This is a genomic window from Acidovorax sp. CF316, assembly GCF_000276605.1.
GTDB lineage: Bacteria > Pseudomonadota > Gammaproteobacteria > Burkholderiales > Burkholderiaceae_C > Acidovorax.
Genome location: NZ_AKJX01000127.1, coordinates 1 through 23,079, shown reverse-complemented (window position 1 = coordinate 23,079; position 23,079 = coordinate 1). Strand labels below are relative to the sequence as shown.

General features: G+C 70.3%; 22 protein-coding genes and 1 pseudogene. 12 read left to right on the top strand and 11 right to left on the bottom strand.

The genetic code is table 11. The annotated features are described in order from the left end of the window. The coding region (locus tag PMI14_RS15710) for a tripartite tricarboxylate transporter substrate-binding protein (RefSeq protein ID WP_007855981.1) at positions 1-541 on the top strand (541 nt) is incomplete at its 5' end. A 46-nt stretch (positions 542-587) separates the two neighbouring features. Here the strand turns inward: PMI14_RS15710 and PMI14_RS15705 are convergent. Then, positions 588-1,013: a hotdog fold thioesterase gene (locus PMI14_RS15705; RefSeq protein WP_007855980.1), complete on the bottom strand. Its 426-nt coding sequence runs from the start codon at positions 1,011-1,013 to the stop codon at positions 588-590. Positions 1,014-1,177: 164 nt separating this feature from the next. Here PMI14_RS15705 and PMI14_RS15700 point away from each other — a divergent pair, with 164 nt between their 5' ends. Then, positions 1,178-1,921 (top strand): zf-TFIIB domain-containing protein, encoded by a 744-nt coding sequence (locus PMI14_RS15700; protein WP_035204060.1) that lies wholly within the window; start codon positions 1,178-1,180, stop codon positions 1,919-1,921. Between the two features lie 9 nt (positions 1,922-1,930). Here PMI14_RS15700 and ubiM read toward each other — a convergent pair whose 3' ends face one another. The 4 genes from ubiM to PMI14_RS15680 form a co-directional block, all read right to left on the bottom strand. After that, positions 1,931-3,199, bottom strand: coding sequence for a 5-demethoxyubiquinol-8 5-hydroxylase UbiM (gene ubiM / locus PMI14_RS15695; protein ID WP_238541852.1), 1,269 nt, complete (start codon positions 3,197-3,199; stop codon positions 1,931-1,933). Between the two features lie 79 nt (positions 3,200-3,278). Beyond that, the gene (locus PMI14_RS15690; protein ID WP_007855977.1) at positions 3,279-3,716 is read right to left on the bottom strand and encodes a hypothetical protein; all 438 of its coding nucleotides are present in this window, start codon (positions 3,714-3,716) and stop codon (positions 3,279-3,281) included. Between the two features lie 212 nt (positions 3,717-3,928). Continuing rightward, positions 3,929-4,828, bottom strand: coding sequence for an alpha/beta fold hydrolase (locus PMI14_RS15685; RefSeq protein WP_007855976.1), 900 nt, complete (start codon positions 4,826-4,828; stop codon positions 3,929-3,931). 246 nt (positions 4,829-5,074) lie between these two features. Further along, positions 5,075-5,680, bottom strand: coding sequence for a TetR/AcrR family transcriptional regulator (locus tag PMI14_RS15680; RefSeq protein ID WP_007855974.1), 606 nt, complete (start codon positions 5,678-5,680; stop codon positions 5,075-5,077). Between the two features lie 160 nt (positions 5,681-5,840). On the opposite strand from PMI14_RS15680, the gene PMI14_RS15675 reads away from it, so the two are divergent. Beyond that, positions 5,841-6,080, top strand: a complete 240-nt coding sequence (locus PMI14_RS15675; protein ID WP_007855973.1) for a DUF6139 family protein — start codon at positions 5,841-5,843, stop codon at positions 6,078-6,080. Positions 6,081-6,128: 48 nt separating this feature from the next. Here the strand turns inward: PMI14_RS15675 and PMI14_RS15670 are convergent, their stop codons facing one another. Then, the gene (locus tag PMI14_RS15670; protein ID WP_007855971.1) at positions 6,129-8,492 is read right to left on the bottom strand and encodes a right-handed parallel beta-helix repeat-containing protein; all 2,364 of its coding nucleotides are present in this window, start codon (positions 8,490-8,492) and stop codon (positions 6,129-6,131) included. 217 nt (positions 8,493-8,709) lie between these two features. Between PMI14_RS15670 and PMI14_RS15665 the strand changes: the two genes are divergently transcribed. Further along, the gene (locus tag PMI14_RS15665) at positions 8,710-10,791 is read left to right on the top strand and encodes an acetoacetate--CoA ligase (RefSeq protein WP_007855969.1); all 2,082 of its coding nucleotides are present in this window, start codon (positions 8,710-8,712) and stop codon (positions 10,789-10,791) included. 117 nt (positions 10,792-10,908) lie between these two features. On the opposite strand, the gene PMI14_RS15660 is transcribed toward PMI14_RS15665, so the two are convergent. Next, on the bottom strand, positions 10,909-11,916 hold the full coding sequence (locus PMI14_RS15660) for a tripartite tricarboxylate transporter substrate binding protein (RefSeq protein WP_007855959.1): 1,008 nt from the start codon (positions 11,914-11,916) through the stop codon (positions 10,909-10,911). A 46-nt stretch (positions 11,917-11,962) separates the two neighbouring features. Beyond that, positions 11,963-13,819, bottom strand: coding sequence for an AMP-binding protein (locus tag PMI14_RS15655; protein WP_369751469.1), 1,857 nt, complete (start codon positions 13,817-13,819; stop codon positions 11,963-11,965). Between the two features lie 436 nt (positions 13,820-14,255). Here PMI14_RS15655 and pssA point away from each other — a divergent pair, with 436 nt between their 5' ends. After that, positions 14,256-14,885, top strand: a complete 630-nt coding sequence (gene pssA / locus PMI14_RS15650) for a CDP-diacylglycerol--serine O-phosphatidyltransferase (protein ID WP_007855955.1) — start codon at positions 14,256-14,258, stop codon at positions 14,883-14,885. A gap of 57 nt (positions 14,886-14,942) precedes the next feature. On the opposite strand, the gene PMI14_RS15645 is transcribed toward pssA, so the two are convergent. Then, positions 14,943-15,866, bottom strand: a complete 924-nt coding sequence (locus tag PMI14_RS15645) for a DMT family transporter (RefSeq protein WP_007855954.1) — start codon at positions 15,864-15,866, stop codon at positions 14,943-14,945. 151 nt (positions 15,867-16,017) lie between these two features. Between PMI14_RS15645 and minC the strand changes: the two genes are divergently transcribed. From minC to yccS, 5 genes are all read left to right on the top strand, one after another. Then, a complete protein-coding gene (gene minC / locus PMI14_RS15640; protein ID WP_007855952.1) occupies positions 16,018-16,851 on the top strand; it encodes a septum site-determining protein MinC in 834 nt (277 codons plus the stop codon). Between the two features lie 3 nt (positions 16,852-16,854). Further along, positions 16,855-17,673, top strand: a complete 819-nt coding sequence (gene minD, locus PMI14_RS15635; protein ID WP_007855951.1) for a septum site-determining protein MinD — start codon at positions 16,855-16,857, stop codon at positions 17,671-17,673. A 3-nt stretch (positions 17,674-17,676) separates the two neighbouring features. Next, positions 17,677-17,943 carry a cell division topological specificity factor MinE gene (gene minE, locus PMI14_RS15630; RefSeq protein WP_007855949.1) on the top strand — a complete coding sequence of 89 codons (267 nt, stop codon included), beginning with the start codon at positions 17,677-17,679 and terminating at the stop codon, positions 17,941-17,943. A gap of 44 nt (positions 17,944-17,987) precedes the next feature. Then, complete coding sequence (locus PMI14_RS15625) at positions 17,988-18,380, top strand: VOC family protein (RefSeq protein ID WP_007855948.1); 393 nt, start codon at positions 17,988-17,990, stop codon at positions 18,378-18,380. Between the two features lie 102 nt (positions 18,381-18,482). Continuing rightward, positions 18,483-20,720: a YccS family putative transporter gene (gene yccS / locus PMI14_RS15620; RefSeq protein ID WP_007855947.1), complete on the top strand. Its 2,238-nt coding sequence runs from the start codon at positions 18,483-18,485 to the stop codon at positions 20,718-20,720. Between the two features lie 6 nt (positions 20,721-20,726). Here yccS and PMI14_RS15615 read toward each other — a convergent pair whose 3' ends face one another. Beyond that, the gene (locus tag PMI14_RS15615) at positions 20,727-21,314 is read right to left on the bottom strand and encodes an MOSC domain-containing protein (protein WP_007855945.1); all 588 of its coding nucleotides are present in this window, start codon (positions 21,312-21,314) and stop codon (positions 20,727-20,729) included. Further along, the gene (locus PMI14_RS15610) at positions 21,311-21,832 is read right to left on the bottom strand and encodes a flavin reductase family protein (protein WP_007855944.1); all 522 of its coding nucleotides are present in this window, start codon (positions 21,830-21,832) and stop codon (positions 21,311-21,313) included. Before PMI14_RS15610 ends, PMI14_RS15615 begins: the two co-directional genes overlap by 4 nt. Positions 21,833-22,038: 206 nt before the next feature. On the opposite strand from PMI14_RS15610, the gene PMI14_RS15605 reads away from it, so the two are divergent. After that, positions 22,039-22,821, top strand: coding sequence for an alpha/beta fold hydrolase (locus tag PMI14_RS15605; protein ID WP_007855942.1), 783 nt, complete (start codon positions 22,039-22,041; stop codon positions 22,819-22,821). 74 nt (positions 22,822-22,895) lie between these two features. After that, a pseudogene (locus tag PMI14_RS35580) lies at positions 22,896-23,079 on the top strand (hypothetical protein); the annotation flags it as partial.

The following is a 23,079-nucleotide window of genomic DNA, read 5'->3' as shown; positions in this document are numbered from 1 at the left end:
GGCCGCCGACAAGCGCAAGCCGCTGACCTACGGCTCCAACGCCGTGGGTGGGCCGATCCACCTGCATTCCGAGCGTCTGGCGCATGCCGCCGGCGTGGAGATGGTGCACGTACCCTTCAAGGAGACCAGCCAGCTCTATGCCGCGGTGGCCATGGGCGAGGTGGACTGGGCCTTCGGTAGCATCGCCAGTGCCGGCCCGCTGGTGCGCGGCGGCAAGCTGCGCTTGCTGGCCGTGGCCGACAGCGCGAAGTCGCCGGCCATGCCCGAGGTGCCCACGCTGGAGGGTGCTGGCGGCCCCAAGGGCCTGCATGCCTCGACCTGGGTAGCCTTGATGGCGCCGCGCGGCACGTCCGCTGCCACGGCAGCCGACATCAACAAGGCCGTGAACGAGGCGCTGGCCCTCCCCGATGTCCGGGACAAGTTCGCGAACTTCGGCTTCGTCCCGAGCCCGGGCCCAGTGCAGCAAGTGGTGGACCTCACGCAGGAAGACCGCGCCCGCTACGCCGAGGTGGTCAAGCGCGTGAAGCTTTCCATCGACTGAGGCAGAACGGCCGTCCGGGCGCGCCGGCGCAGGCCAGGGGCCGGGGTCAGCGCGGCGCCAGGATGGCCATGGTGATGCGCGACACGCAGGTCATCTCGCCCGCGTCGTTGACCATGTCGATCTGCCACACATGCGTGGTGCGGCCGATGTGCACCGGGCGGGCCGTGCCCGTCACCCAGCCGCTCTGGGTGGAGCGCAGGTGGTTGGCGTTGATATCCAGGCCCACGGCGCGGTAACCCTCGGGGCAGGCGTGGGCCGCGCCCACCGAGCCCAGGGTCTCGGCCAGCACCACGCTCACGCCACCGTGCAGCAGGCCGTAGGGCTGGTGGGTGCGCTCGTCCACGGGCACGCGGCCGCGCACGAAGTCGTCGCCGACCTCCAGGAACTCGATGCCCAGGTGCGGCACGGCCGTGCGCATGCTGTGGTGGGTGAGCGATTCGACGGTGATGGGTTTCTTCCAGATGGCAGGCATCGTTCTTTTCTTTCTCGCAAAGGGTGAACAGGGCCCCTTGGTGGTGGGCAGATGAGCCTGCCATTGTGCTTCGGTTCAAGCGCCCGGGCCCTGGGCCGCGTCGCCTGCGGGTCAGCCGGCCGGCGCGCTACCATGGCCGCATCCCGCCGGTTTTTCCTTTGTCCATGCAGCACCTCCCTTCCTGCCCCTCCTGCCGCCAGCCCATGCAAGAGCACCGGTTCGCCACCAACCTGGGCGGCGAACTGGCGCTCGACATCTGCTTTCCCTGCCAGGGCATCTGGTTCGACCGGCACGAGAACCTCAAGCTGGCGCCCGCGGCGGTGGTGGAGCTGTTCAAGCTGCTGCACGAGCACCGCACCGACGAGCGGCGCCCTTTGCAGAGCAGCATGGCCTGCCCGCGCTGCGTGCGCCCGCTCGCGCATGGCTTCGATCTGGTGCGCAGCGGCCGCTATGTGCTGTACCGCTGCGCCAGCCAGCATGGCCGCTTCAGCACTTTCTCGTCCTTCATGGTGGAGAAGGGCTTCGTGCGCCACATGACCCAGCCTGAGGTGGCGGACCTCGCCCAGCGCGTCGGCGCCATCTACTGCACCAGCTGTGGCGCCCCCGTGGACATCCGCAAGGACCACGCCTGCCCCTACTGCCGTGCGGCGTTCTCGCTCATCGATCCAGAGGCCGTGAAGCGCGCGCTGGAAGGCTATGCCCAGGCCGGGCAGCGCGCTGCCCAGCTGCACCCGCCCCAGCGCACCGACCTCGCCGATGCGCTGGTGTCGCTCGAACGCGACCGCACGCGCGCCGAGCGTGAGCGGCAGAAGGAGCGCTTCAGCAGTGCCGGCGCGACCGAGGCGAGCGTGACCGGTGATCTGCTGGTCGCCGGCGTGGCGCTGGTCTGGGGCATGCTCAGCGCTTAGGACACCCTCTCAGTCCCAGGGGCGCAGCGCGCTCCGGTGGGCATGTGGGGAAGCGCCCAGGGGCCCGGTGAGCTGCCCCACGATGGCTGCCCGCAGCGGTGGCAGGCGCCGTGCCAGCTGCAGCACCCCCTGGCGCAGCAGGCGTGGCACAGGCCGGGCGTCGGTGTAGAGCCGCACGATGGCGTTCGTTCCCTGGTACATCGGCCAGGCATGGCGGTGGTGCTCGCTCGCATAGCGGGCCAGTGCCGCGGTATGGCCGGTGTCATGCCCCTGGTGGCGGCCTGCGACCAGAGCGGCCACCAGGCGCTCCACGCCCGCCAGGCCCAGGTTGAAGCCATGGGCCGTCACCGGGTGCATGCCCACGGCGGCGTCGCCCAGCAGCGCGCATCGCGGCCCGGCAAAGCGCCGGGCGTACACGCCCACCAGGGGGTAGGCGTGGCGCTCGCCTTCCAGTTCCATGGCCCCCAGCCGCTGCTGGAACTGGGCCTGCACCTCGCCGGCGAAAGCCCCGGGTGGCAGGGCCATCAGCGCCGCGGCATCGGCCGCCCCGGCCGTGACCACCACCGAGCAGGCGGCCCGGCCATCGGCGGCATCGGGCAGGGGCAGGATGGCCAGGGTGCGCGCGTAGCCAAAGCATTCGTGGGCCGTGCCGCCATGGGGCTGTGCGTGCCGCATGCGGCAGACGATGACGGTGCGGCCGAAGTCGGTGATGTCTGCGCCGATGCCCAGCTGGCGGCGCGTGGCCGAAAAGCGGCTGTCGGCCGCCACCAGCAGGGGCGCCTGCAAGCGCAGCGTTTGCGAGGCCGTCGTGCCCTCGGCCGGGCCCAGTGTGCAATCGAGTTCGGCGTGGTCGGCCGTGGTGGCCACCCGGTTCACCTGCGCGCCGGCGAGGATGTGCACGCCCGCCGTGCGCGCGGCCACGGCGTGGGCGGTGCGCCGCAGCGCGTGGTTGGAGACGATGGCGCCCAGCGCCTGCGCGCCCCCGGTGTGCAGCCGCAGGGGGCCGTGGCGGCCCAGGGGGCCATCGTGCACCTGGGCCTCGCGGATCGTGCCGCGCTCGTGCGCCTGCAGGCCGGCCCAGGTGCCCAGGCGCTGCAGCGTGGCCACGCTGGGGTGCGTGAGCGCGATCTCGCGGCCATCGGGTGCCGGGTCGGCCAGCGCCGCCCCGGGCTGCTGCTCCACCACGGTGGCGCTGAAGCCGGCCTGCGCCAGCGCGATGGCGAGCGAAAGCCCGGCGGGGCCGGCGCCCACGATGAGAACGTCACTTCGGGAGGTCATGGCAACAGGGTGTGAACGCACCCGCTGCGGGTGCGTCCCCATTGTGCTGCCCTGGTGCCAGCAGGGGCTTTGCCGTGGGTCAAGCCTTGCGGGACTTGGCCGAGGCCCTGGCCGGCTTTTTCTTCTTGCCAGCGCCCGATTTGCCGCCGCCGCGCAGGTGCAGCACCCAGGCCACCAGCAGCCACAGGCAGGACAGCGGCACCGAATACGCCGCCATCGCAGCCAGCGACAGCGGTGGCGCCGTGATGGAGCGCGGGTTGGCAATGGTCTGCAGCAGCTGGCGCGTACCGTCGCCCAGCACCGGCGTGCCCTGCACGCCGCCCGTGCGCGACATGCGCGCGGCCATGAAGAGCATGAACTCCATGAGCAGCGCCCCGATCAGGAAACAGGCCACCAGGGCCAGCAGCTGCAGGAAGGCCCGGCGGTCGCCCCGGGCGAGAAAGAAAATGGCGGACAGCACGACCAGGGCGAGCAGCACCCAGACCAGGATGGGCCAGGCAGAGATGAGCAGGGGCATCGGAAATTCGGGTCGGCAGGAACAGGCTGCCGATCATAGGCCTGCAGGCCGGGTCCTATCGGTTTTTCATGGTGCTTCGTGTAACCCGCAACGAACGGTACTGGCGTGGCCAAGGCCAGTGCCCCCGCGCAAGGGCCGCCCCGCCGCGAAGGCGGCGTATCCAGCGCTTGCGCTGGGGGCGTCCCCCTTCCAGGGGGAAGGCGCGAAGCGACTCAGGGGGTCTTCCGTATGAAATCCGCCACGGCGTGCAGCACGGCCTCGTCCTGCAGCAGCTTGCGGTGGCCCAGCCCGTCGGTGGCCAGCAGTTGCGCGCCCGCAATGTGGTCGCGGTAGGCCTCACCGTCGGCAAAGCGGTTGATGCGGTCGCCCCGGTCGTGCACGACCAGGGTCGGCTGGGCGATGCGCGGCCCCACGGCCTGGGGTTCGAACTGGGGCATGAGGATGCCCTCGCGCGCCTCGATGCGCCGCTCCATCGCGGCGCGCGTGGTCTCGCTCAGGCCGAACACCTGTGCGAACAGCCGCGTGTACTCGCGTGGCGATGCCGGCGGCGCCAGCAGCACCAGCCGGGCGGCCGGCAGGCCCCGGCTCGCGGCATGGGCCGCCGCGTTGGCGGCCAGCGAATGGGCCACCACGGCTGCCAGCGTGTTGCCGCGGGCCTGCAGGCGCGCCGTGGCGTACTCGATGGCGCGGGCGAACTGCGGCAGGTTGCTCACGCGCCCCCGGCTGCCGCCGTGCGCGGGCAGGTCCACGAGCACGGGGTGCATGCCGCGCGCGGCCAGCGCATCGGCCAGGGGCAACATGTGCTGCGCATGCCCGCCCCAGCCATGGGACAACAGCACCACCGGGCCCTTGGTAGGCAGGTCGCTGCGGGTGTAGAGCGTGATCTCGGCGTCCTCGAAGGGCCAGCGCTCGGCCTGCCAGCCGGCGGCCACCAGGGCCTGGTGGCCCGGCTTGCGCAAGGGCAGGGGCGTGCCGAAGAGGCGGTAGGCGGTGCGCACGGCGAGCCGGGGCCACAGGTGCTGCGCCGTGCCCAGTGCCAGGCGCACCAGGCGCATGCCGGCATGGGCGCCGTAGAAGTTCGAGGTGGCCTGCACGGCGGTGGACTGGCTCATGGTGGGGCTCCGTAGGGGGGTGGAAGGGTTCCAGAGAGGGAGAGGCGCGTGCGGTCAGTAGAAGACCCAGTCGCGGTTGCTGCGCGGAAGGCGGGCCAGGGTCTGGCGCACCGCATGCAAGGCGCCTGCGAGGGCCGCGGCAGCGGCAAGTCCGACAAGGATCAGCATGGTGTTTTCCTTTCTTCGCACGGTTGTGCGAAATTTGGGCGAACAAGAAGCAAGGGTTCCATGGCGCGCAAAGGGGGTTTAGGCGGTCTGGTAACTCTTGACGAGGCGCGCCCACGACGCCTCGGTGCGTTGCGCCGCCTGCGGATCACGCAGGAAGCGCACGTCGTGGAGCAGGCCCATGACCATGGCGTAGATCTCTGCCACCAACTGGTCGGCCGGGGTGTCTGCGGGCAGGTGCCCGGCCTCGATGGCCTGCAGCACGGTGCGGCGCAGGGCGGCGCGCCAGCGCGTGATCTCGGTGTGCAGCAGGTCGCGCAGCTCGCCTTCGCGGTCGTCGAGTTCGAAGGCGCCGGCGACGTAGATGCAGCCCGTGAAGGCCTCCACGTCGCGCGTGCGCGCAATCCAGCGGCGCACGATATCGTTCAGGCGGGGCAGGCCCTTGGGCTGCTGCATGGCGGGCACGAACACCTGGGCCAGGAAGCCGCGGCCGTACTCCTCGATCACGGCCTTCTGCAGCGCCTCGCGCGAACCGGCGCGCGAGAACACGCCGCTCTTGGACAGGCCCACGCGGTCGGCCACGGCCTGCAGGGTGATGGACTCCAGCCCGTCGGCCGCAGCCACGTCCAGCGCGGCGCCGATGATGGCGGCGCGCGTGAGCTCGGCTTTCTGGGTTTTGGCGTCCATGGCGCTAATTTAGCACATGTGTGCGAAAAATCAAGGCGATGGGTTTCTGCAGGTTTTCCCGGCCCGCGCCAAGGCCCTGATGCCAGCGGGAGTTTTTCCTACGGCGCCTTTTCGCCATGGGCAGTAGAGTGGCTTCTTTGTAACCGCCAAAGGACCAACCATGCGCGTGGACATCTACCGTCGGGCCGAAGCTGAGGGCCGTTTCACCCACCTGGCCGTGCCGGAAGGAAAGCGAATTCCGGAAGAAGCGACCAATACGGACTGGGACACCGAGGTGAAAGGCCAGGACCTGGACGAAGATGCCGACCGCTGGGACCACTACGGAATCGTCAAGCCAGGCGCTCAGCTGCAGGAAAAAGGCTACGCCATCACCGGCCTGCACGAGCCCGAAGGCGGCTGACCACCTCGGCCGCCGCGATCAAACGGGGCCGCAGGCGACCCCGTGGCGTCAGTACTGGTGCCCGCGCTGGGTGCGGCGGGCGTCGCCTGCCGGCAGTCCGGTGGTCGGCCCGGAGCCGGTCAGCACGCTGGTGGGGCCCACGCTGCTGCCCGATGCCGCCGTGTCCTGGCCGTAGGTGCCTTGCCACACCGACCATGCCATGTCGTTGCCCGTGCACTCGCTGTCCTTGAAGGCCAGGGGGGCCGTGCTTTCGATCCAGTTGGCGCGGGCCGCCAGCTGCGTGGCCAGGCCGGCTGGCCGGCTCTGGCATGACAGGCCGCCATAGGCCGGCGTGCTGCCGCCGCTGAGGATGTTGTGGCTGATGCGCGTGCCCGAACTCATGGGGTTGAACGGCCCCCAGCTCAGGGCGATGCGCTGGTTGACGACCGTGTTGTGGTGCACGTCGTGGTCGCGCATGGAGCAGGTGCTCTGGAAGCACTGCGTTCCCAGCAGGATCCCGGCATTGACCAGCAGGTTGTGGTGGATGTGCACGCCCACCGAATTGTCCTGTGCCGACACCTGGATGCCCGAGGTGGTGCGGTTGGCGGCCGAGAACTCGATGTAGTTCTCGCGGTAGGTGTTGTTCTGCGAATTGTCCTTGTCGTGGAAGCCGCCATTGACCTTGCCCAGGCGCAGCTGGTTGTTCTCGACGAGCGATTCGCCGGCATCGAAGAAGGTGGTGGCATAGCCCGCACCCACGTAGGTGCCGAAGTCGTTGTCCTGCACCAGGAACTGGTGGCGCCAGGCGGGGCCCGTGTCGCCCCAGCCATGGATGAAGGCGGGGTTCTCGCTCAGGGTGGGGCCTTCCTCCCCATTGACGAAGCGCACGTGGCGCACCACCAGCCCGGCCTTGCTCGGGTCGCTCACGATGCCGTACTGCTTGACGTTGGCGATGTCCACGCCCTCGATGCGCGGTGCCGGTGCGGTCGAGGAGGCCACGGAAATGGTGTCCACCTTGTTCATGTCCAGCGTGGCCACCTCGTCGGGGTAGGCGAGGATCTGCTTGGCCTTGCTGTCCAGCAGCCGCAGGGGGCCGCTCAGGTAGGTGCCCTGGCGCAGCACGAGGGCCTGGCTCGCGGTGCTGCGTGCCAGGGCATAGGCGAGCGTCCTGTAGGGCGCTGCGCGCGTGCCCCGGCCACTGGCGTCCTGTCCATCCGGAGCGACGAATACAAAGCGCGAGGCCGCCGTGTCGACGGTGAAGCTGCGCACCAGCGTCTGCGGCGTGCTGCCACTGTCTTTGATTTCCAGCGTGATGGTGTAGCTGCCCTCGGCAGGCGGCGTGAAGCGCACCGTGCCACGCCGGAAGTCGAGCGACAGGTCGGCGCTGCTTTGCGCCACGCCATTGCGCGTGAAGCCCTGCAGCCGGTACTCATAGGGAAAGGTGCCGCCCACCACGCCGGGCCGGCTTTCGTAGGCGATGCCGGGGTAAGCCAGCTCGCGCAGCGCAAAGCCCACGGCCAGCGGCTTGCGGGGCTCGGTGTCGGGCATGGTGAGGTGGGCGCTGGCGACGTGCACACAGCGCACGAAGACCGGAGCGCCGTCGGCCGGTACGGTGGCCGGGGCGGACTCCGACACGGCGCAGCGCTGCCCGGTGGGCTGGGCCGTGACCCGCAGGTCCAGCGAGGCACCCGCTGCCGCCTGGGGCGCGAAGCGGTAGGGCTCGTTCAGGGTGGCGTCCAATGTGGCCGTGCCGTGGCCGAGCTGCAGTGTGCGGCCGAGGCCCAGCCCCTGCACGCGCAGGTTCAGGGCGACGAGGCTGCCGGACGGCGCGGGGTTGGGCGTTGCGCCCCCGCCGCCCGCACCGGGCGCGGCGGTATCGCATGGGTCGCGCAGGGGCTCGTTGCCCGCGATCTGCGCCACCACGCCGAAGCGCTGGCGCGCCAGCAGGTCGGCAAAACTCTGGGCCCCGCTGGCGCCATAGCCCACGAACACCGTGAGCCCCGGCAGGGCCGCGGCGGAGCGCAGGCCGGGTTCGGTGACCGCCACCTCCAGCGTGTTCACGCCTGCGCCCTGGCTGCGCTGGGGGTGGCGTACGGCGTTGCCGGCCACGGGCACCACGCCGATCGAGGGGGGCAGCACCACCCACTGCCCCTGGCCGTTCTGGAAGGCCCATTGCCCCTGGTAGTGGGCGCCCTTGTAGATGTCGAAGAGCCCATCGGGGCTCTCGGCGCTGAAATCCAGCTGGGCCCGGGCGACGAAGCCCCGGTCCTTGTGAAAGCAGGTGCTGGCGCCCGACACGGCGGGTGGCAGCGGGCTGAGCGCCTGGGCGCTGCCAGCGCAGGCCAGGCCCAGCAAGGCCGCGATGGCCCAGGGCGTACGGTGCGGCGGGCGCACAGCGGTGCCCCCGGCCGTCCAGGTGTTTTTCATGTCCATCCCCCCTCGCTCCTGGCGATGCATTTGTTGTGGTGCCACGGGGCTCTCCCGGGCGAAACCGAGTATTTCCGAGCGGTTGTCGTACCTCGCAAGGGTTTTCCCGAGAAAATGTGTCCGTCTGTGGTGCGCGCGGGAAGGTGGACCGCGCCGCCCGGGTGTCAATCCGGGGACGGCGCCCGATGGCAGGCCTGCGCCAGCGCTGGTACGCTGCGTCGCCATGGAGACAACCAACAACACCCCCCCGTTCATTCCCCAGATCCGCCTGTACCAGGACTGGCTGCGCGACCAGCGCGGCCTGGCCTTCGACAGCTACGACGAGCTGTGGCGCTGGTCCACGACCGAGCTCGATGCCTTCTGGCACAGCGTCTGGGATTACTTCGAGATCGAGTCGCCCACGCCCCCCACGGTGGCGCTGGCCAGGAACACCATGCCGGGGGCCGAGTGGTTCCCGGGCGTGCAGCTCAACTATGCGCGCCAGGCGCTGCGCCATGTGCAGGCGGCCCATGCCGCCGGCTTGCCGGCCATCGTCAGCCGCAACGAAAAAGGCCAGCACCGCGAGTTGGACTGGCCCGAGCTGCGCCGCCAGGTGGCCGCGCTGGCGCTGCACCTGAAGGCCCAGGGCGTGCAGCCCGGCGACCGCGTGGCCGCCTACCTGCCCAACATCCCCGAGGCCATGGTGGCCCTGCTGGCCACGGTGAGCATTGGCGCGGTGTGGAGCATCTGCGCGCCCGACATGGGCACCAACGCCGTGCTCGACCGCTTCCGCCAGATCGAGCCCACGGTGCTGATCGGCGTGGACGGCATCACCTACGGCGGGCGCGACCACGACCGCATGGGCGTGCTCAGCGAGCTGCGCGCGGCCCTGCCCAGCGTGCAGCACGCCATCCTGGTGCCCAACCTCGCTGCGGATGCGGCGCTGGCCGGCTGGTCCGACTGGGCGGCCGACGTGGCCGCCACCGGCCCCGCGGTCGATGCCTTCGTGCCCGAGTGGATGCCCTTTGACCACCCGCTGTGGATCGTCTATTCCAGCGGCACCACGGGCCTGCCCAAGCCCATCGTGCACGGCCATGGCGGCATGGTGCTGGTGGCGCTGCAGCTCAAGGTGCTGCACAACGACATCGGCTGCAGCTACGAAGCCAACAGCTTCGGCGAGCGCTACCACTGGTACAGCTCCACCGGCTGGGTGATGTGGAACGCCCAGGCCAGCGGCCTGCTGTCGGGCACCACCTGCGTGATCTATGACGGCAACCCGGGCGGCAGCAAGGACCGGCCCGACTGGGGCACCTTGTGGCGCTTTGCGGCCGAGACCGGCGTCACCTTCTTCGGTGCGGGTGCGGCGTTCTTTGCCAACTGCATGAAGTCGGGGCTGGACCTGGCCGCCTGCGGTGACCTGTCGCGCGTGCGCGCCCTGGGTACCACGGGCTCGCCGCTCTCGCCCGAGGTGCAGGCCTGGGGCACGGCCCAGTTCGAGCGCATCGGCACGCCCGGCATCTGGTGGAACAACATCTCGGGCGGCACGGACTTCTGCGGCGCCTTCATCGGCGGCCACCGCGAGATGCCCCAGGTGCCCGGCGAAATGCAGTGTCGCATGCTGGGCGCGGCCGTGGAATCGTGGAATGCCCAGGGCGAGCCCGTGAAGGACGAGGTGGGCGAGCTGGTCTGCGTGCAGCCCATCCCCTCCATGCCGCTGTACCTGTGGAACGACACGAACGGCGAACGCTACCTGTCGAGCTATTTCGACATGTACCCCCCCGGCCATGGCCGCCGCCCCGGCGGCGGCGACACGGGGCCCGAGGCCGGCGCCGTCTGGCGCCATGGCGACTGGCTCAAGATCGACGGTGCCAGCGGTGGCTGCACCATCTACGGCCGCTCGGACGCCACCATCAACCGCCACGGCCTGCGCATGGGCACCAGCGAGATCTACAGCGCCGTGGAGGCCCTGCCCGAGGTGCTGGACAGCATGGTCGTCGACCTCGAGTACCTGGGCCGCGAGAGCTACATGCCGCTGTTCGTGGTGCTGCGCGAAGGCGCGGTACTCGACGAGGCCACGCGCCAGCGCCTGAACGGCGCCGTGCGCACCGCTCTGAGCCCGCGCTTCGTGCCTGACGACATCTTCCAGGTGCCCGAGATCCCGCGCACCCTGAGCGGCAAGAAGCAGGAGCTGCCCATCAAGAAACTGCTGCTGGGCCAGCCCATCGACAAGGTCGTCAACAAGGACGCCATGGCCAACCCGGGTTGCCTGGACTGGTATGTGGCGTTTGCCAATCAACGGGCCGCCAAGGCGGCAGCGCAAGGCTGAGCAAGGCTCTCGGCCTGCAAAACGGGCGCGCCCGAAGCCAGTGCCCCCGTGCAAGGGCCGCCCCGCCGCACCGGGGGCGTCCCCCTTCAGGGGGATGCTGCGAAGCAGCTCAGGGGGTCAGTCAAGCTTTGCGCCGGATTGCTTGATCAAACGCTCCCACACGGGCCGCTCCTTCATGTACGCGGCCTTGAACTCGGCCGGTGAGGAGTTGGTGCGGGCCTCGAAGCCCATGCCCGCGATGCGCTGCGCCACGTCGGGCAGCTGCACGGCCTTGCGCACCTCGGCGGCCAGGCGCTCCAGGATGGCCGGCGGCGTGCCCGCCGGCGCGGCAAAGGCCAGCCAGCCCGCCACGCGGTAGGCCTCGTCGGTCATGCCCTGCTCGGCCAGCGTGGGCACGTTGGGCAGGATGCCCATGCGCCGCTCGCCGGTCACGCCCAGCGCCTTGAGCTTGCCGGCGTCGATGTGCGGCTTGGCGACCAGGGCACTCGCGTAGGCCATCTGGATCTGGCCGCCGATCAAATCCTGCACCATGGGCGCCTCGCCGCGGTAGGCCACGTGGCTCATGTCGGCGTTCTGCGTGAGGCTCATGTAGGCCCCCGCAAGGTGCGGGTAGGCGCCCGTGCCGTAGGAGCCATAGGCCACCTTGCCCTTGTTGGCGGCGGCGTACTTGAGCAGCTCGGGGCCGGTGGCCACGGGCACGCTGGGGTGGGCGACCAGCACCAGCGGGGCGATGGCGATCTGGTAGACCAGGGCCAGGTCGCGCTGCGGGTCATACGGCAGCTTCTCGTAGAGGAACTGGTTGGTCAGCAGCGAATTGCTCAGGCCCAGCACGATGGTGTAGCCATCGGGTGCGGCCTTGGCCACCGCATCGGTGCCGATGATGCCGGCCGCGCCGGGCTTGTTGTCGATGACCAGGGGCTGGCCCAGGCCGGCCGCCATCTTCTCGGCCAGCACGCGGGCCAGCACGTCGGTGGCGCCGCCCGGCGCAAAGGGCACGACCACCTTGATCGGCTTCGCAGGGTAGGCCGGCTGCTGGGCCTGGGCGGCCATGCCGGCGAGGGAGGCGACGGCGAGCGCGGCCGCGCCGAGCCAGGTGCGGCGTTGAAGGGTCTGGAAAGTTCGCATGGTGGTTTGTCTCCTGGAATCGTTATGGGTCTTGGGGGGAAAAGATTCAGGCACCGGGCGCTGACAGCACCACCTGCACCTGGATGGGCAGGGGCGCCAGCACTTGGCGCAGGCGGTCTGCGAGGGCTGGTGCGCCGCCGTCGACCGCCACGCGCACGGCGCTTTCGCCTTCTGCCTGCACGCTGGGGCGCGTGGTGGCGCCGAGTTCGGTGCACACGCCGTCGACCAGCGCCTGCACCGTCCGGCAGGCGGCCTGCAGGCGCAGGGCGGGCTTGTAGATCTTGCCCACATTGGTCACGGGCATGGTCTCCAGCACGGTCAGCGTGCGCGGGCGCGACACGGCCTCGTCCACGCCTGCGCAGACGAAGTCCAGCAGCTCGGCCTCGCTGGCCTGGGCGCCCGGCACCAGCGTGGCGAAAACCACGGGCAGCTCGCCCGCATAGGCATCGGGTGCCCCTACGGCGGCGCACAGCTGCACGGCGGGGTGGGCGCCCAGGGCGTCCTCGATCACCTTCGGGTCGATGTTGTGGCCGCTGCGGATGATGAGGTCCTTGGAGCGCCCGCTCAGGTGCAGACGGCCTTCGGCATCGACGAAACCCAGGTCGCCCGTGGCCAGCCAGCCATCGGCCGTGAAGGCCCGGGCCGTGTCGGCGGCATCGAGAAAGCCCGAGAACAGGTTGGGCGAGTGGAACAGCACCATGCCCGGCTGGCCGGGCGGCATCTCCTGGTCCGAGGCATTGCCGTGCGCGTCGAGCGCCACGATGCGCAGCCGCGTGTAGGGCAGGCGCCAGCCCACGCAGCCTGCGGGCGCGTTCACGCCCGGTGGCGTGATGGTGGAGATGCCGGCCATCTCCGTCATGCCCAGGCTCTCGTGCACATGCAGGCCGAACAGGCGCTCAAAGCGCGCCGCCAGCTCGGGCGCCAGCACCGCTGCACCGGTGCGGCAGTAACGCAGGCCCGAGATGTCCGCACCATCGAGTGGCACATTGGCCAGCGCCGCCAGCACCGTGGGCACGGCCGACAGGTAGGTGCAGCGGTAGCGCTCGGCCAGGCGCCAGTAGTTGGCGATCACCTGGCGGTTGCGGAACAGCCCGGTGGTCGGGATGATGGTCTCCACCCCGGCCGACAGTGCCGCCAGCGCGCCCGGCAGCACGCCCGCCACGTGGAACAGCGGGTAGCCGTTGATGCCGGCGTCCTCGGGCCGGATGCCCTGCATCTGCACGCAGGCCCAGGCCGTGAACACCTGCGCGCCATGGCTGTGGCGCGCGAGCTTGGGGGCGCCCGTGGTGCCCCCGGTATGGAAGTAGGCCGCGATGTCACCGGCCGCGATGCGCCGCCCGCTCACCAGCCGGTCGTCGGGCTGGGCGCTGCGGCTGGCAAAGTCGATCACGCTGTCGGGCAGCGGGCCGGCGGCGCCCGCTGCCTCGCCGTGCGGGGCCACGCGCAGCACGGTGCGCAGGGTCGGCACCTGGCTGCGCAGGCCCATGGCCTTGGTCCAGAAGCCCGAATCGCCGTCCTCGCCATAGGCGATCAGCACCTTGGCGCGGGCCAGGGTCATCATGGAGGCGAGCTTCTCGGGCGTGAGCAGCGGGTTGAGCGGCTGCACGATGGCGGCCGCCTCGCCGCCCCACAGGGCCAGGTGGTATTCCAGGCAGCCGGGCAGCAGCACGGCCACGGCATCCTGCGGGCCCACGCCCAGGTCGTGCAGCAGGTTGGCCGTCTGGTGGATGCCAGCGAGCAACTGCGCGTACGACCAGCGCATGGGTTCATCCGCCGGGTCGGCGGTGGGCAGAAAGCTCAGCGCCGTCTTGTCGCCAAAGGCATGGGCCGAGTTGCAGAAGATATCGTAGGTGCTCTGCACCGGCAGCGCCTGGGCCAGTGGCAGCGCCTCCAGGCGCTCCACGTCCTGCAGGCTGCGCACCGGAAACGCGGGGGCGAAGGGGGCCGACAAGGGCGGGCGTGCGTGTGCGCCGCCGGTGCCAAGGGGGGCCGCCGTCATGGAGCGGGGGCCCCCGCGGCGACAGGGGTGGGGCAGGGCGAGAGTGCGCTCCCGGCAGTGTGCATGGTTTGTCTCCTGGCAAATCGGGGCCCATCCTGGGAAACAGGTGGGCCGGTCATTGTTGGTGCGCGATGATTTTTTGACAATTGCACAAAACCATGGACACACTGTTCAAAAAATGTTGACAGTGAGCAAAGCCATCGCGCGGGGCCTTGGCTGAATGCGCCTGCTGCCGGTGCCACCCCTTCCGCGCGGGGAGTGTGCCTACAGAAGGCGGTGCGCGCCGCCGCCCATAATGTGGCGTCACCACTTTCCCTGGCGCGACCGGTGCGCTCCTGACATGACCACTCCCCAAACCCATCCCAAGCGCTTTTCGATGATCCGCGAGTTCCACCTGGCCGACTGGTTCACGCTGGGCAACGCGGTGTGCGGCGTCGGGGCGCTGTTCTCGGCCATGACCTACCTGGGCACGCGCGACGTGCTGCACATCTACTTTGCCGCCGCCCTGGTGCTGGCGGCGCTGGTCTTCGACGTGCTCGACGGGCGCATCGCGCGCTGGCGCCAGAAGAGCTCGGCCATGGGGCGCGAGCTCGATTCGCTGGCCGACGTGATCTCGTTCGGCGTGGCGCCTGCCATCATTGCCTATGGCTGCGGCATGCAGGGCCTGTACGACCGCGTGGTGCTGGCCTACTTCGTGGCCTGCGGCGTCTCGCGCCTGGCGCGCTACAACGTCACGGCCGAGTCGCTCTCGGGTGACGACGGCAAGGTCCGCTACTTCGAGGGCACGCCCATCCCCACCTCCATCGTGCTCGTGGCCCTGATGGCCCTGGCCGGCTACATGGGTGCCCTGGGCGAGAACCTGTGGTTCGGCAAGGTGCTGATCGGTGGCTTCACGCTGCACCCGCTGGTGCTGGTGTTCGCGGCTTCCGGCTCGCTGATGATCAGCCGGATCCGTATTCCTAAATTCTGACCATCCCCCTGAGTCGCTTCGCGCCTGGAACGTCTGTGCCGAGGCGCCGTGTGGCTCTCAGGCCGCAGCCGGCTTGCGATTGACCAGCACAATTCCCACCGCCACCAGCCCCAGGGCCACCAGCAGCCCCGGGGTCACGGGTTCGCCCAGCCACCAGGCGCCGAACAGCAGGGCGAAGACCGGGGTCAGGAAGACGAACACCGAGATGCGCGTGGCCGGGTAGTGGGCCAGCATCCACATCCAGGCCAGGTAGCTCACGAAGGCGCCCACCAGGGCCTGCACCAGCAGCGATCCCCAGGCGAAGCCGCTGAAGTGCCAGGTCCAGGTCTCGCCCAGCACCAGGGACAGGAGGGGCAGCAGGGCAGCGCTCACGCCCACCTGGTAGAGCAGCTGCTTGGCCGGGGCGACGCGCGCCAATGGCGTGGTGCGGATCACCACCGTGGTCAGCGCCCACATCAGGCCCGAGGCCACGCCCAGCAGGTCGCCGAGCCAGGCCAGGGGCATGGCGGCGTTGGCCGGGCCCAGCATGCCGTCGCCCAAGGCCAGCGCCACGCCCACGAAGGCGGCAGCCAGGCCCACCCACTGCCAGCCGCGCAGCCGCTCGCTGGGGATGAAGCGCGGCAGCAGCAGGGCCACCCAGAATGGCGCCCCGTACAGGAACACCGTGAGCCGCGAGGCGCTGGTGTACTGCAGCCCCAGGTAGATGCAGGCGAACTCGCCGGCGAACAAGGCGCCGGCCAGCAGCCCGGCGCGCAGCGCGCCCGCGGGCTCGCCACGGCTGGACAGGGGCACGCCGCGCCACAGGCACCAGGCGGCAATGGCCAGCGCCGCCAGCACGAAGCGCACCGAGGCCTGGAACACCGGGGCCACCTCGGCCACGGTGGCCTTCACCAGCACCTGCTGGAAGCCCCAGAACATGCAGCAGGCGAGCAGCAGGCCGATGGCCAGGGAATCGAGGTGGGTCTTGCGGGCAATGGGCATCGGCCGATTATGGAAGGGGCGTGCCCAGGCCGCAGGGCAGCGCCCGGCCGCGGCCTGAAACGTCGCGAGACAAGGCCTCTTTGGGCCCACGGTACACTTTGCGGCTGGCGATACCGGCTTTCGGGCGCTTTCTTCACCCAACTCCGTTGACATGGCCTTTTCCACGGCGGCCCAGGTCCGCACCCGCTTCGATCTCAAGAGCGCTTCGCTGTCCGTGGTGGCGGTGCTGCTCAAGACCACCGATGCCGCCCAGTTCGCCGCCGAACTGGCCGAGCGTGTGGCCGATGCACCGGGGTTCTTCGACAACGACCCGGTGCTGATCGACCTGGCGCTGGTGCGCGAGGCCGAGGAGTCCATCGACTTCGCGGCCATCGTCGCGGTGCTGCGCGAGCACCGCACCCTGCCCGTGGCGGTGCGTGGCGGCAGCCCGGCCCAGATGGACGCCGCGCGCGCGGTGGGGCTGGCGGCGGTGCCCGATGCGCCGGCGGCCCGTGCCGAGACGGCAGCTGCCCCGGAACAGGAGCCCGAACCGGACCCGGAGGCGCAGGTCCAGGTGCAGGAGGTCATCCGCGAGGTGGTGCACGAGGTCGAGGTGGTGCGCGAAGTGCCCGTGGCCGGCCCCGGCACCATGGTCATCGACAAGCCGCTGCGTTCGGGCCAGCAGGTCTATGCGCGCGGCTGCGACCTGGTGGTGCTGGCCATGGTCAGCTTCGGTGCCGAGGTGATCGCCGACGGCAACATCCACGTGTATGCCCCGCTGCGCGGGCGCGCCATTGCCGGCGCGCGCGGCAACACCGAGGCACGCATCTTTTCCACCTGCATGGAGCCGCAACTGGTGTCCATTGCAGGCATCTACCGCACCACGGAGACCGCCCTGCCCGATGAGGTCGCGGGCAGGCCGGCCCAGGTGCGCCTGGAAGGCGAGAAGCTCTTCATCGAGCCGCTGCGCAATCCCGTACGTATCAACCCCAGAGAGATCCAATAATCCATGGCCAAAATCGTCGTCGTGACCTCCGGCAAGGGTGGTGTGGGCAAGACCACCACCAGCGCCAGCTTTGCCACCGGCCTCGCCCTGCGCGGCCACAAGACCGCCGTGATCGACTTCGACGTCGGCCTGCGCAACCTGGACCTCATCATGGGCTGCGAACGCCGCGTGGTGTACGACCTCATCAACGTGATCCAGGGCGAGGCCAACCTGAACCAGGCCCTCATCAAGGACAAGCAGTGCGAGAACCTGTTCGTGCTGGCTGCCAGCCAGACGCGCGACAAGGACGCCCTCAAGCAGGACGGCGTGGAGAAGATCCTCAAGGACCTGGCCGAGATGGGTTTCGAGTACATCGTCTGCGATTCGCCCGCCGGCATCGAGAGCGGCGCGCTCATGGCCATGCACTTCGCCGACGAGGCCCTGCTGGTCACCAACCCCGAGGTCTCCTCGGTGCGCGACTCCGACCGCATCCTGGGCATGCTGGGCAGCAAGACAAAGCGCGCCATCGAGGGCGGCGAGCCGATCAAGGAGCACCTGCTGATCACCCGCTACAACCCGAGCAGGGTCGAGGACGGCCAGATGCTCTCGCTCGAGGACATCCAGGACATCCTGCGCATCAAGCTGATCGGCGTGATCCCCGAGTCCGAGGTGGTGCTGCAGTCGTCCAACCAGGGCACGCCCGCCATCCATGCCCAGGGCACGGATGTCTCGGAAGCCTACAAGGACGTGATCGACCGTTTCCTCGGCCAGACCGACAAGCCCCTGCGGTTCATTGACGCAGAGAAACCCGGCTTCTTCAAACGCCTGTTCGGGAGCAAGTAAGACATGGCATCGTTTCTTTCCTTTCTTCTCGGCGAAAAGAAGAAGACGGCCAGCGTTGCCAAGGAGCGCCTGCAGATCATCCTGGCGCACGAACGCAACGGCCGCAACGCCTCCGAACCCGACTACCTGCCCGCGCTGCAGCGCGAACTGGTGTTGGTGATCTCCAAGTACGTGAAGATCAACCCCGAAGACCTCAAGGTGCACCTGGAACGCCAGGACAACCTAGAGGTGCTGGAGGTCAAGATCGAGCTGCCCGATACGGTGCGCTGAGGGCGCCGCGCGCCCGGCGCCCTGTGACCGCTGAAGGGGGTTCCATGCTGTCCCATGTCCACATCGGGGTGAACGATTTCGGGCGCGCCCTGGCGTTCTATGGGCCGGTGCTGGAGCGCCTGGGCCTGGCGCAGCGCTTTTGCGAGCCTGAAGTGCCCTGGGCCGGCTGGCAGGTGCCGGGCGTTGCGCGCCCGCTGTTCCTCATTGGCCGCCCCTTTGACGGCCAGGCCGCCAGCCCCGGCAATGGCGCCATGAACGCGTTGCTGGCCGCCGACCGCAGCACCGTGGACGAGGTCCATGCCCTGGCCTTGCGCCATGGCGGCACCTGCGAGGGGCCGCCTGGACTGCGGCCCCAGTACCACGCGAACTACTACGGGGCGTATTTCCGCGATCCGGACGGCAACAAGCTGTGCGTGTGCTGCCACGGGGCTGCCTGAAAAGGCACCTGGCCTGCCACCGCGGCTGTTTCGTGCCCCCGCCGGCCGCCATGGCCGGTTTATTGCTTAGTATTAGGGTAATCCCTGATATGAGGCATTCCTGTGGACGAATCCTGGAAATCCAGCTGGCAGCGCGCACGCAACCATGAGGGCTTCACGCGCGGCGCGCGCGCCTTCTGCGCGCTGGCGGCCGTGCTGGCCTGGGGCTGGTGGGCCGGCTGGCAGGCCGAGCTGATGCCGGTGCTGCTGGGCGTGATCGCCAGCGCCCTGACCGAAACCGATGACAGCTGGCGCGGCCGGCTGCGCGCGCAGCTGCTGGCGCTGGGCTGTTTCGGCCTCATGGCGCTGGCGGTGTGGGCCACGGTGGCCTGGCCCTGGGCGCTGATGGGGGTGCTGGCGCTGTCAGCCCTGGGGTTCAGCCTGCTGGGCGCGCTCGGCGAGCGCTGCCGGGCCGTCGCCTTCGGTTCCCTGGTGCTGTTCATCTATGCGGCGCTGGCCGCCCACACCAGCCGTGCCGGGGCGGCGCAGGCGGCACCGCTGATGCTGGCGGGAGCGGCCTGGTACGGGCTGGTCTCGGTGGCCTGGGCCGGGGCCATGCCGCGCGCGCCCGTGCGCTTTCGCCTGGCCCGGCTGTATGCGGTGCTGGGCGAATACCTGCGCCTGAAGGCCCTGCTGCTCGAACCCGTGCGCGGCGTGGACCTGGAGCGCCGGCGCATGGCGCTGGCCCTGCACAACGGGCGCGTGGTGGACGCCCTCAACGCCGCCAAGGAAAGCCTGATGAGCCGCATGGGCCGGGGCCAGCCCCCTGCCTGGCTGCAGGCTGCCATGCACCAGTACCTGGCCGCGCAGGACGTGCACGAGCGCGTCAGTTCCTCGCACGAGCACTACGACCTGCTGGCCACGGCGTTCTTCCACAGCGACGTGCTGTACCGCTGCCAGCGGGTGCTCACGCTGCTGGGCGAGCAGGCGCTGCGGCTGTCGCTCGCCATCCAGCAGCAATCGCCGCCGCAGCACGGGGGCATGACCTCCCGCGCCATCGAGGACCTGCAGGCCGCCATCGCGCACCAGGATGGCATTGCCGCCGACCTGGCGGGCACGGAAGGGGCTGCCTCCATGGCCCGGCCCCTGCGCTCGCTGCACGCCCTGGGCAACAACCTGGCGGCCATGGCCGCGGTGTTCGCGACCGCCCTGGGGGGCGCCGCCGCCGGCGAGCACGGCGGTGTCGACCATGCCCTGTTCGACCGCGAGCCGCGCAGCCTGCGCGATGCCTGGGGCCGTGTGCGTGCGCAGTTGCATGCGCAGTCGCCCTGGCTGCGGCACGGCGTGCGGCTGGCGCTGTCGCTGCTGGCGGGCTTTGGGCTGATGCAGGCCACCAGCGACCCGCACGGCTACTGGATCCTGCTGACCATCGTCTTCGTCAGCCAGCCGCAGTATGCGGCCACGCAGACGCGGCTCATGCAGCGCGCCAAGGGCACGGCCATCGGCCTGGCCCTGGGCTGGGCGGCGATCCAGCTGTTCCCGGGGGCGCTGGTGCAGGCTGCGCTGCTGGTGTTCGCCGGTGCCGTGTTCTTTGGCGCGCGCCACACCCGCTACGTGCTGGCCACGGCGGCGGTGACCACCTTGTTGCTGTTGGGCTTTCACCAGATGGGCATGGCCCAGGGCGTGATCCTGGCGCGGCTGCTGGACACCGCGGCCGGCTGCCTGATCGCGGCGGCCGCCGCCTGGCTGGTGCTGCCGCACTGGCAATCGCGCCAGTGGCCACGGCTGGCAGCCCAGGTGCTGCAGACCCAGGCCCTGTACCTGCGCGCCATCCTGGCGCAGTACCACAGCGGCAAGCACGACCACCTGGAATACCGCCTGGCGCGGCGCAATGCGCACAATGCCGATGCCGCGCTGTCCAACTCCTACAGCGCCATGCTCAAGGAGCCGCGCGGCGTGCGCGGCAATGTGGAGGCGGTGGCCAACTTCCTGCGCCTGTCGCACACCCAGCTCAACTACCTCTCGGCCCTGGGCGCGCAGCGCGGCGGTGCCGATGCCAGCCCCGTGGACGCGCGCGCGCAGGAGATGGCGAGTGCGCTGCTGGCGTCGCTGCAGCAACTGGCCGGGCAGCTCGAACAGGCCCAGCAGCAGGCGCGGGGCCGGATCTCCCGGGCGCCTGCGGCACCGGCCGTGGCACAGGTGCTGCAGGAGTTCGGCGAGCCCGCTGCCGCGCCGCCGGCCGTGCCTGCCCACAGCCTGATGGCGGCCCAGCTGGCACTGGTGGGCAAGGTGTTTCCGCAGCTCCAGGAGCAGGCGCGGCAATGGGCCGAACCGCAGCGCGGGCCGGCTGCGCAGCCATGAAAGCCGCTAGCGCGCGTGTTTGGCGAACTTGGCGGCGAAGGCCTGGGCAATGCTCAGCGAACGCCGGCCGGGCACCAGCGTGGCCCGCTGTCCCGCGGTGAGGGTGCCCGCCTGGTCCACCGCCAGGTAGTAGCCGCAGCAGCCCGCCAGCGCCATGGCGCGGCCGGCCTGGGCAAAGCCCATCACGGCGTTGAACTTGAAGCAGGGCTCGCGCGGCGCCGTCACGCGCAGCACGCAATCGGGGAAGTGCAGCTCGTCGCCGATGAAGACCTCACCCTCCAGCGGTCCGTCCACGGTGAGGTTCTCGCCCATGAATCCGGGCGGCAGCTCCTCGTCGAACAGGCTCACGCCACGCTCGCGCCGCTGCGCCTGCCAGAAGGCATAGTGGGCAGCCGGGTAGGCGTAGACCGCCTTGTCCAGGCCACCGTGAACATTCAGGTCCGCCTGCTCGTCGCCGGCCAGGCCCAGCCGCCCCACGGCCACAGCCCCGGTAACCGGTGCCTTGCCGATGGCGCTGAGCACGCTGCGCTCGCCCACCTTGAGGCGGCGGGCGCTGCCGGTGTTCACATGGCGCGCCAGCACGCCCGGCGTCACAGCGGGTGCTCGGTATAGAAGCGGCCGCCGTGGTACAGCAGCGGCGGTACGCCGGCGCGGTGGCTGCAGTGCTCGACCTCGCCCACGAAGATCAGGTGGTCGCCTTCTTCGTAGCGGCTGCGGTTGAAGCACTCGAAGCTCGCGGCGGCGCCGTCCAGCACGGGCGCACCATTGGTGCCGGGGTGGTGGCTGACGCCGGCCCAGCGGTCGATGCCGCGCGTGGCAAAGCGCTCGGCCAGCGCCTTCTGGTCTGCGGCGAGCACGTTGATCGCATAGTGCGCGCCGTTGGCGAAGGTGGACATGGTGCTGGCGCCGCGCGACAGGCTCCACAGCACCAGCGGCGGGTCCAGCGAGACGGAGTTGAACGAGCTGGCGGTGAGCCCCACCAGGCTGCCGTCCTCATTGCGCGCCGTGACGATGGTGACGCCGGTGGCAAACATGCCCAGCGCGTCGCGGAACTCGCGGGCGGAGAAGCTCGGGGGCCGGGCAAGGGCAGGGCGGGGCAGGGGGCGGTTCACGAAGGGCAGGCGCTGGGGCCGAAAAAGGGCAGGAGACCATTATGGTCTGCATGCCACAGCCATGTTGCGGCCGGGGGCGCTGGAGGTGTCGCGCATGCGGGGCCTGGGACCCCGGGGCGTGGATGCCCCGACCGCCGTCCGGGGTTAAAAACACCTGGGCTATCATGAACCGACCCTTGCCATGGCAGGGATTGCGCAGGACATCCATGGCACTTCTTCCCCATTTCTCCACCCTGGGCAGCGGGCCTACCGTGCTCATGCTGCACGACGCCGACGGCGGCCACCTGAGCTTTGCGCCCCAGGTCGAAACCCTGGCCAGTCTGGGCTACCGGGCCGTGGCCTGGGACATGCCCGGCTATGGCAACAGCGCCCCCATCGAACCCTATGGCTTCAAGGGCCTGGCCGAAAGCTGCCTGGCGCTGATCGATGCCCTGCAGTGCGGCCCCGTGACGCTGGTGGGCCACGGCATGGGCGCCATGGTGGCGCTGGAAGTGGCCGTGCGCAAGAGTGCCGTGGTGCGCCGCCTGGTGCTGTGCGCGGGGGGGCCGGCCCTCGATGCCCAGGCCCGGCAGGACTGGGTGGAGCCGCGCCTGGCGGCCCTGGATTCCGCGCAGGACGACATGGCCTCGCTGGCCCAGGGCCTGGTGCCGCAGTTCATCGGCAGCGGCGCCCTGCCCGAAGGCGTGCGCCTGGCCACCCATGCCCTGTCGCAGGTGTACCGGGGCTCCTACCGCCGCGCGCTGGAGGCGCTGTCCACCTTCGACCGTGGCGCCAGCGTGCTCGGCCGCCTGCACATGCCCACGCTCATCATCGGTGGCGCACAGGACCGCTGCACGCCCCCCGCGGCCCTGCAGGCCCTGGCCCATGTGCTGCCCGACGCGCGCCACCTGAGCCTGCCGCATGCGGGCCACTGGCCGCAGCTCGAAGACCCCGACGGCTTCGACGGCGCGCTGGCGGAGTTCCTGGCTTCTGCGCGGGTACTGCATTGACCCAGGGCGATGCTTTCGCGTCCCGTGCGCGGACCCAGGGCTCGGCCCGGCCGGGTTCGTTGCTGGCCGGAGCTGTGCTCGCCGCCCTCGCGGCGGGGGGCCTGTGGATCGCTCCGCGGGCCGGTGTGGAGCGCGGCACGACCGCACAGCGGGCAGCAACGCCGGTGCAGGTGCTCCAGGCGCCGGCGCCCCCGGACCCCTCCACTGCAGCCCCGGAGCCTGCGGCCCTTGTACCGGCTGCACCGGTGGCGGCCGCCG

What these genes read in the sequence shown, in the direction of transcription:
- PMI14_RS15705 (WP_007855980.1), bottom strand. Translation starts at nt 1,013, where the DNA reads ATGCCTGCCATCTGGAAGAAACCCATCACCGTCGAATCGCTCACCCAC.
- PMI14_RS15700 (WP_035204060.1), top strand. Translation starts at nt 1,178, where the DNA reads ATGCAGCACCTCCCTTCCTGCCCCTCCTGCCGCCAGCCCATGCAAGAG.
- ubiM (WP_238541852.1), bottom strand. Translation starts at nt 3,199, where the DNA reads ATGACCTCCCGAAGTGACGTTCTCATCGTGGGCGCCGGCCCCGCCGGG.
- PMI14_RS15690 (WP_007855977.1), bottom strand. Translation starts at nt 3,716, where the DNA reads ATGCCCCTGCTCATCTCTGCCTGGCCCATCCTGGTCTGGGTGCTGCTC.
- PMI14_RS15685 (WP_007855976.1), bottom strand. Translation starts at nt 4,828, where the DNA reads ATGAGCCAGTCCACCGCCGTGCAGGCCACCTCGAACTTCTACGGCGCC.
- PMI14_RS15680 (WP_007855974.1), bottom strand. Translation starts at nt 5,680, where the DNA reads ATGGACGCCAAAACCCAGAAAGCCGAGCTCACGCGCGCCGCCATCATC.
- PMI14_RS15675 (WP_007855973.1), top strand. Translation starts at nt 5,841, where the DNA reads ATGCGCGTGGACATCTACCGTCGGGCCGAAGCTGAGGGCCGTTTCACC.
- PMI14_RS15670 (WP_007855971.1), bottom strand. Translation starts at nt 8,492, where the DNA reads ATGGACATGAAAAACACCTGGACGGCCGGGGGCACCGCTGTGCGCCCG.
- PMI14_RS15665 (WP_007855969.1), top strand. Translation starts at nt 8,710, where the DNA reads ATGGAGACAACCAACAACACCCCCCCGTTCATTCCCCAGATCCGCCTG.
- PMI14_RS15660 (WP_007855959.1), bottom strand. Translation starts at nt 11,916, where the DNA reads ATGCGAACTTTCCAGACCCTTCAACGCCGCACCTGGCTCGGCGCGGCC.
- pssA (WP_007855955.1), top strand. Translation starts at nt 14,256, where the DNA reads ATGACCACTCCCCAAACCCATCCCAAGCGCTTTTCGATGATCCGCGAG.
- PMI14_RS15645 (WP_007855954.1), bottom strand. Translation starts at nt 15,866, where the DNA reads ATGCCCATTGCCCGCAAGACCCACCTCGATTCCCTGGCCATCGGCCTG.
- minC (WP_007855952.1), top strand. Translation starts at nt 16,018, where the DNA reads ATGGCCTTTTCCACGGCGGCCCAGGTCCGCACCCGCTTCGATCTCAAG.
- minD (WP_007855951.1), top strand. Translation starts at nt 16,855, where the DNA reads ATGGCCAAAATCGTCGTCGTGACCTCCGGCAAGGGTGGTGTGGGCAAG.
- minE (WP_007855949.1), top strand. Translation starts at nt 17,677, where the DNA reads ATGGCATCGTTTCTTTCCTTTCTTCTCGGCGAAAAGAAGAAGACGGCC.
- PMI14_RS15625 (WP_007855948.1), top strand. Translation starts at nt 17,988, where the DNA reads ATGCTGTCCCATGTCCACATCGGGGTGAACGATTTCGGGCGCGCCCTG.
- PMI14_RS15605 (WP_007855942.1), top strand. Translation starts at nt 22,039, where the DNA reads ATGGCACTTCTTCCCCATTTCTCCACCCTGGGCAGCGGGCCTACCGTG.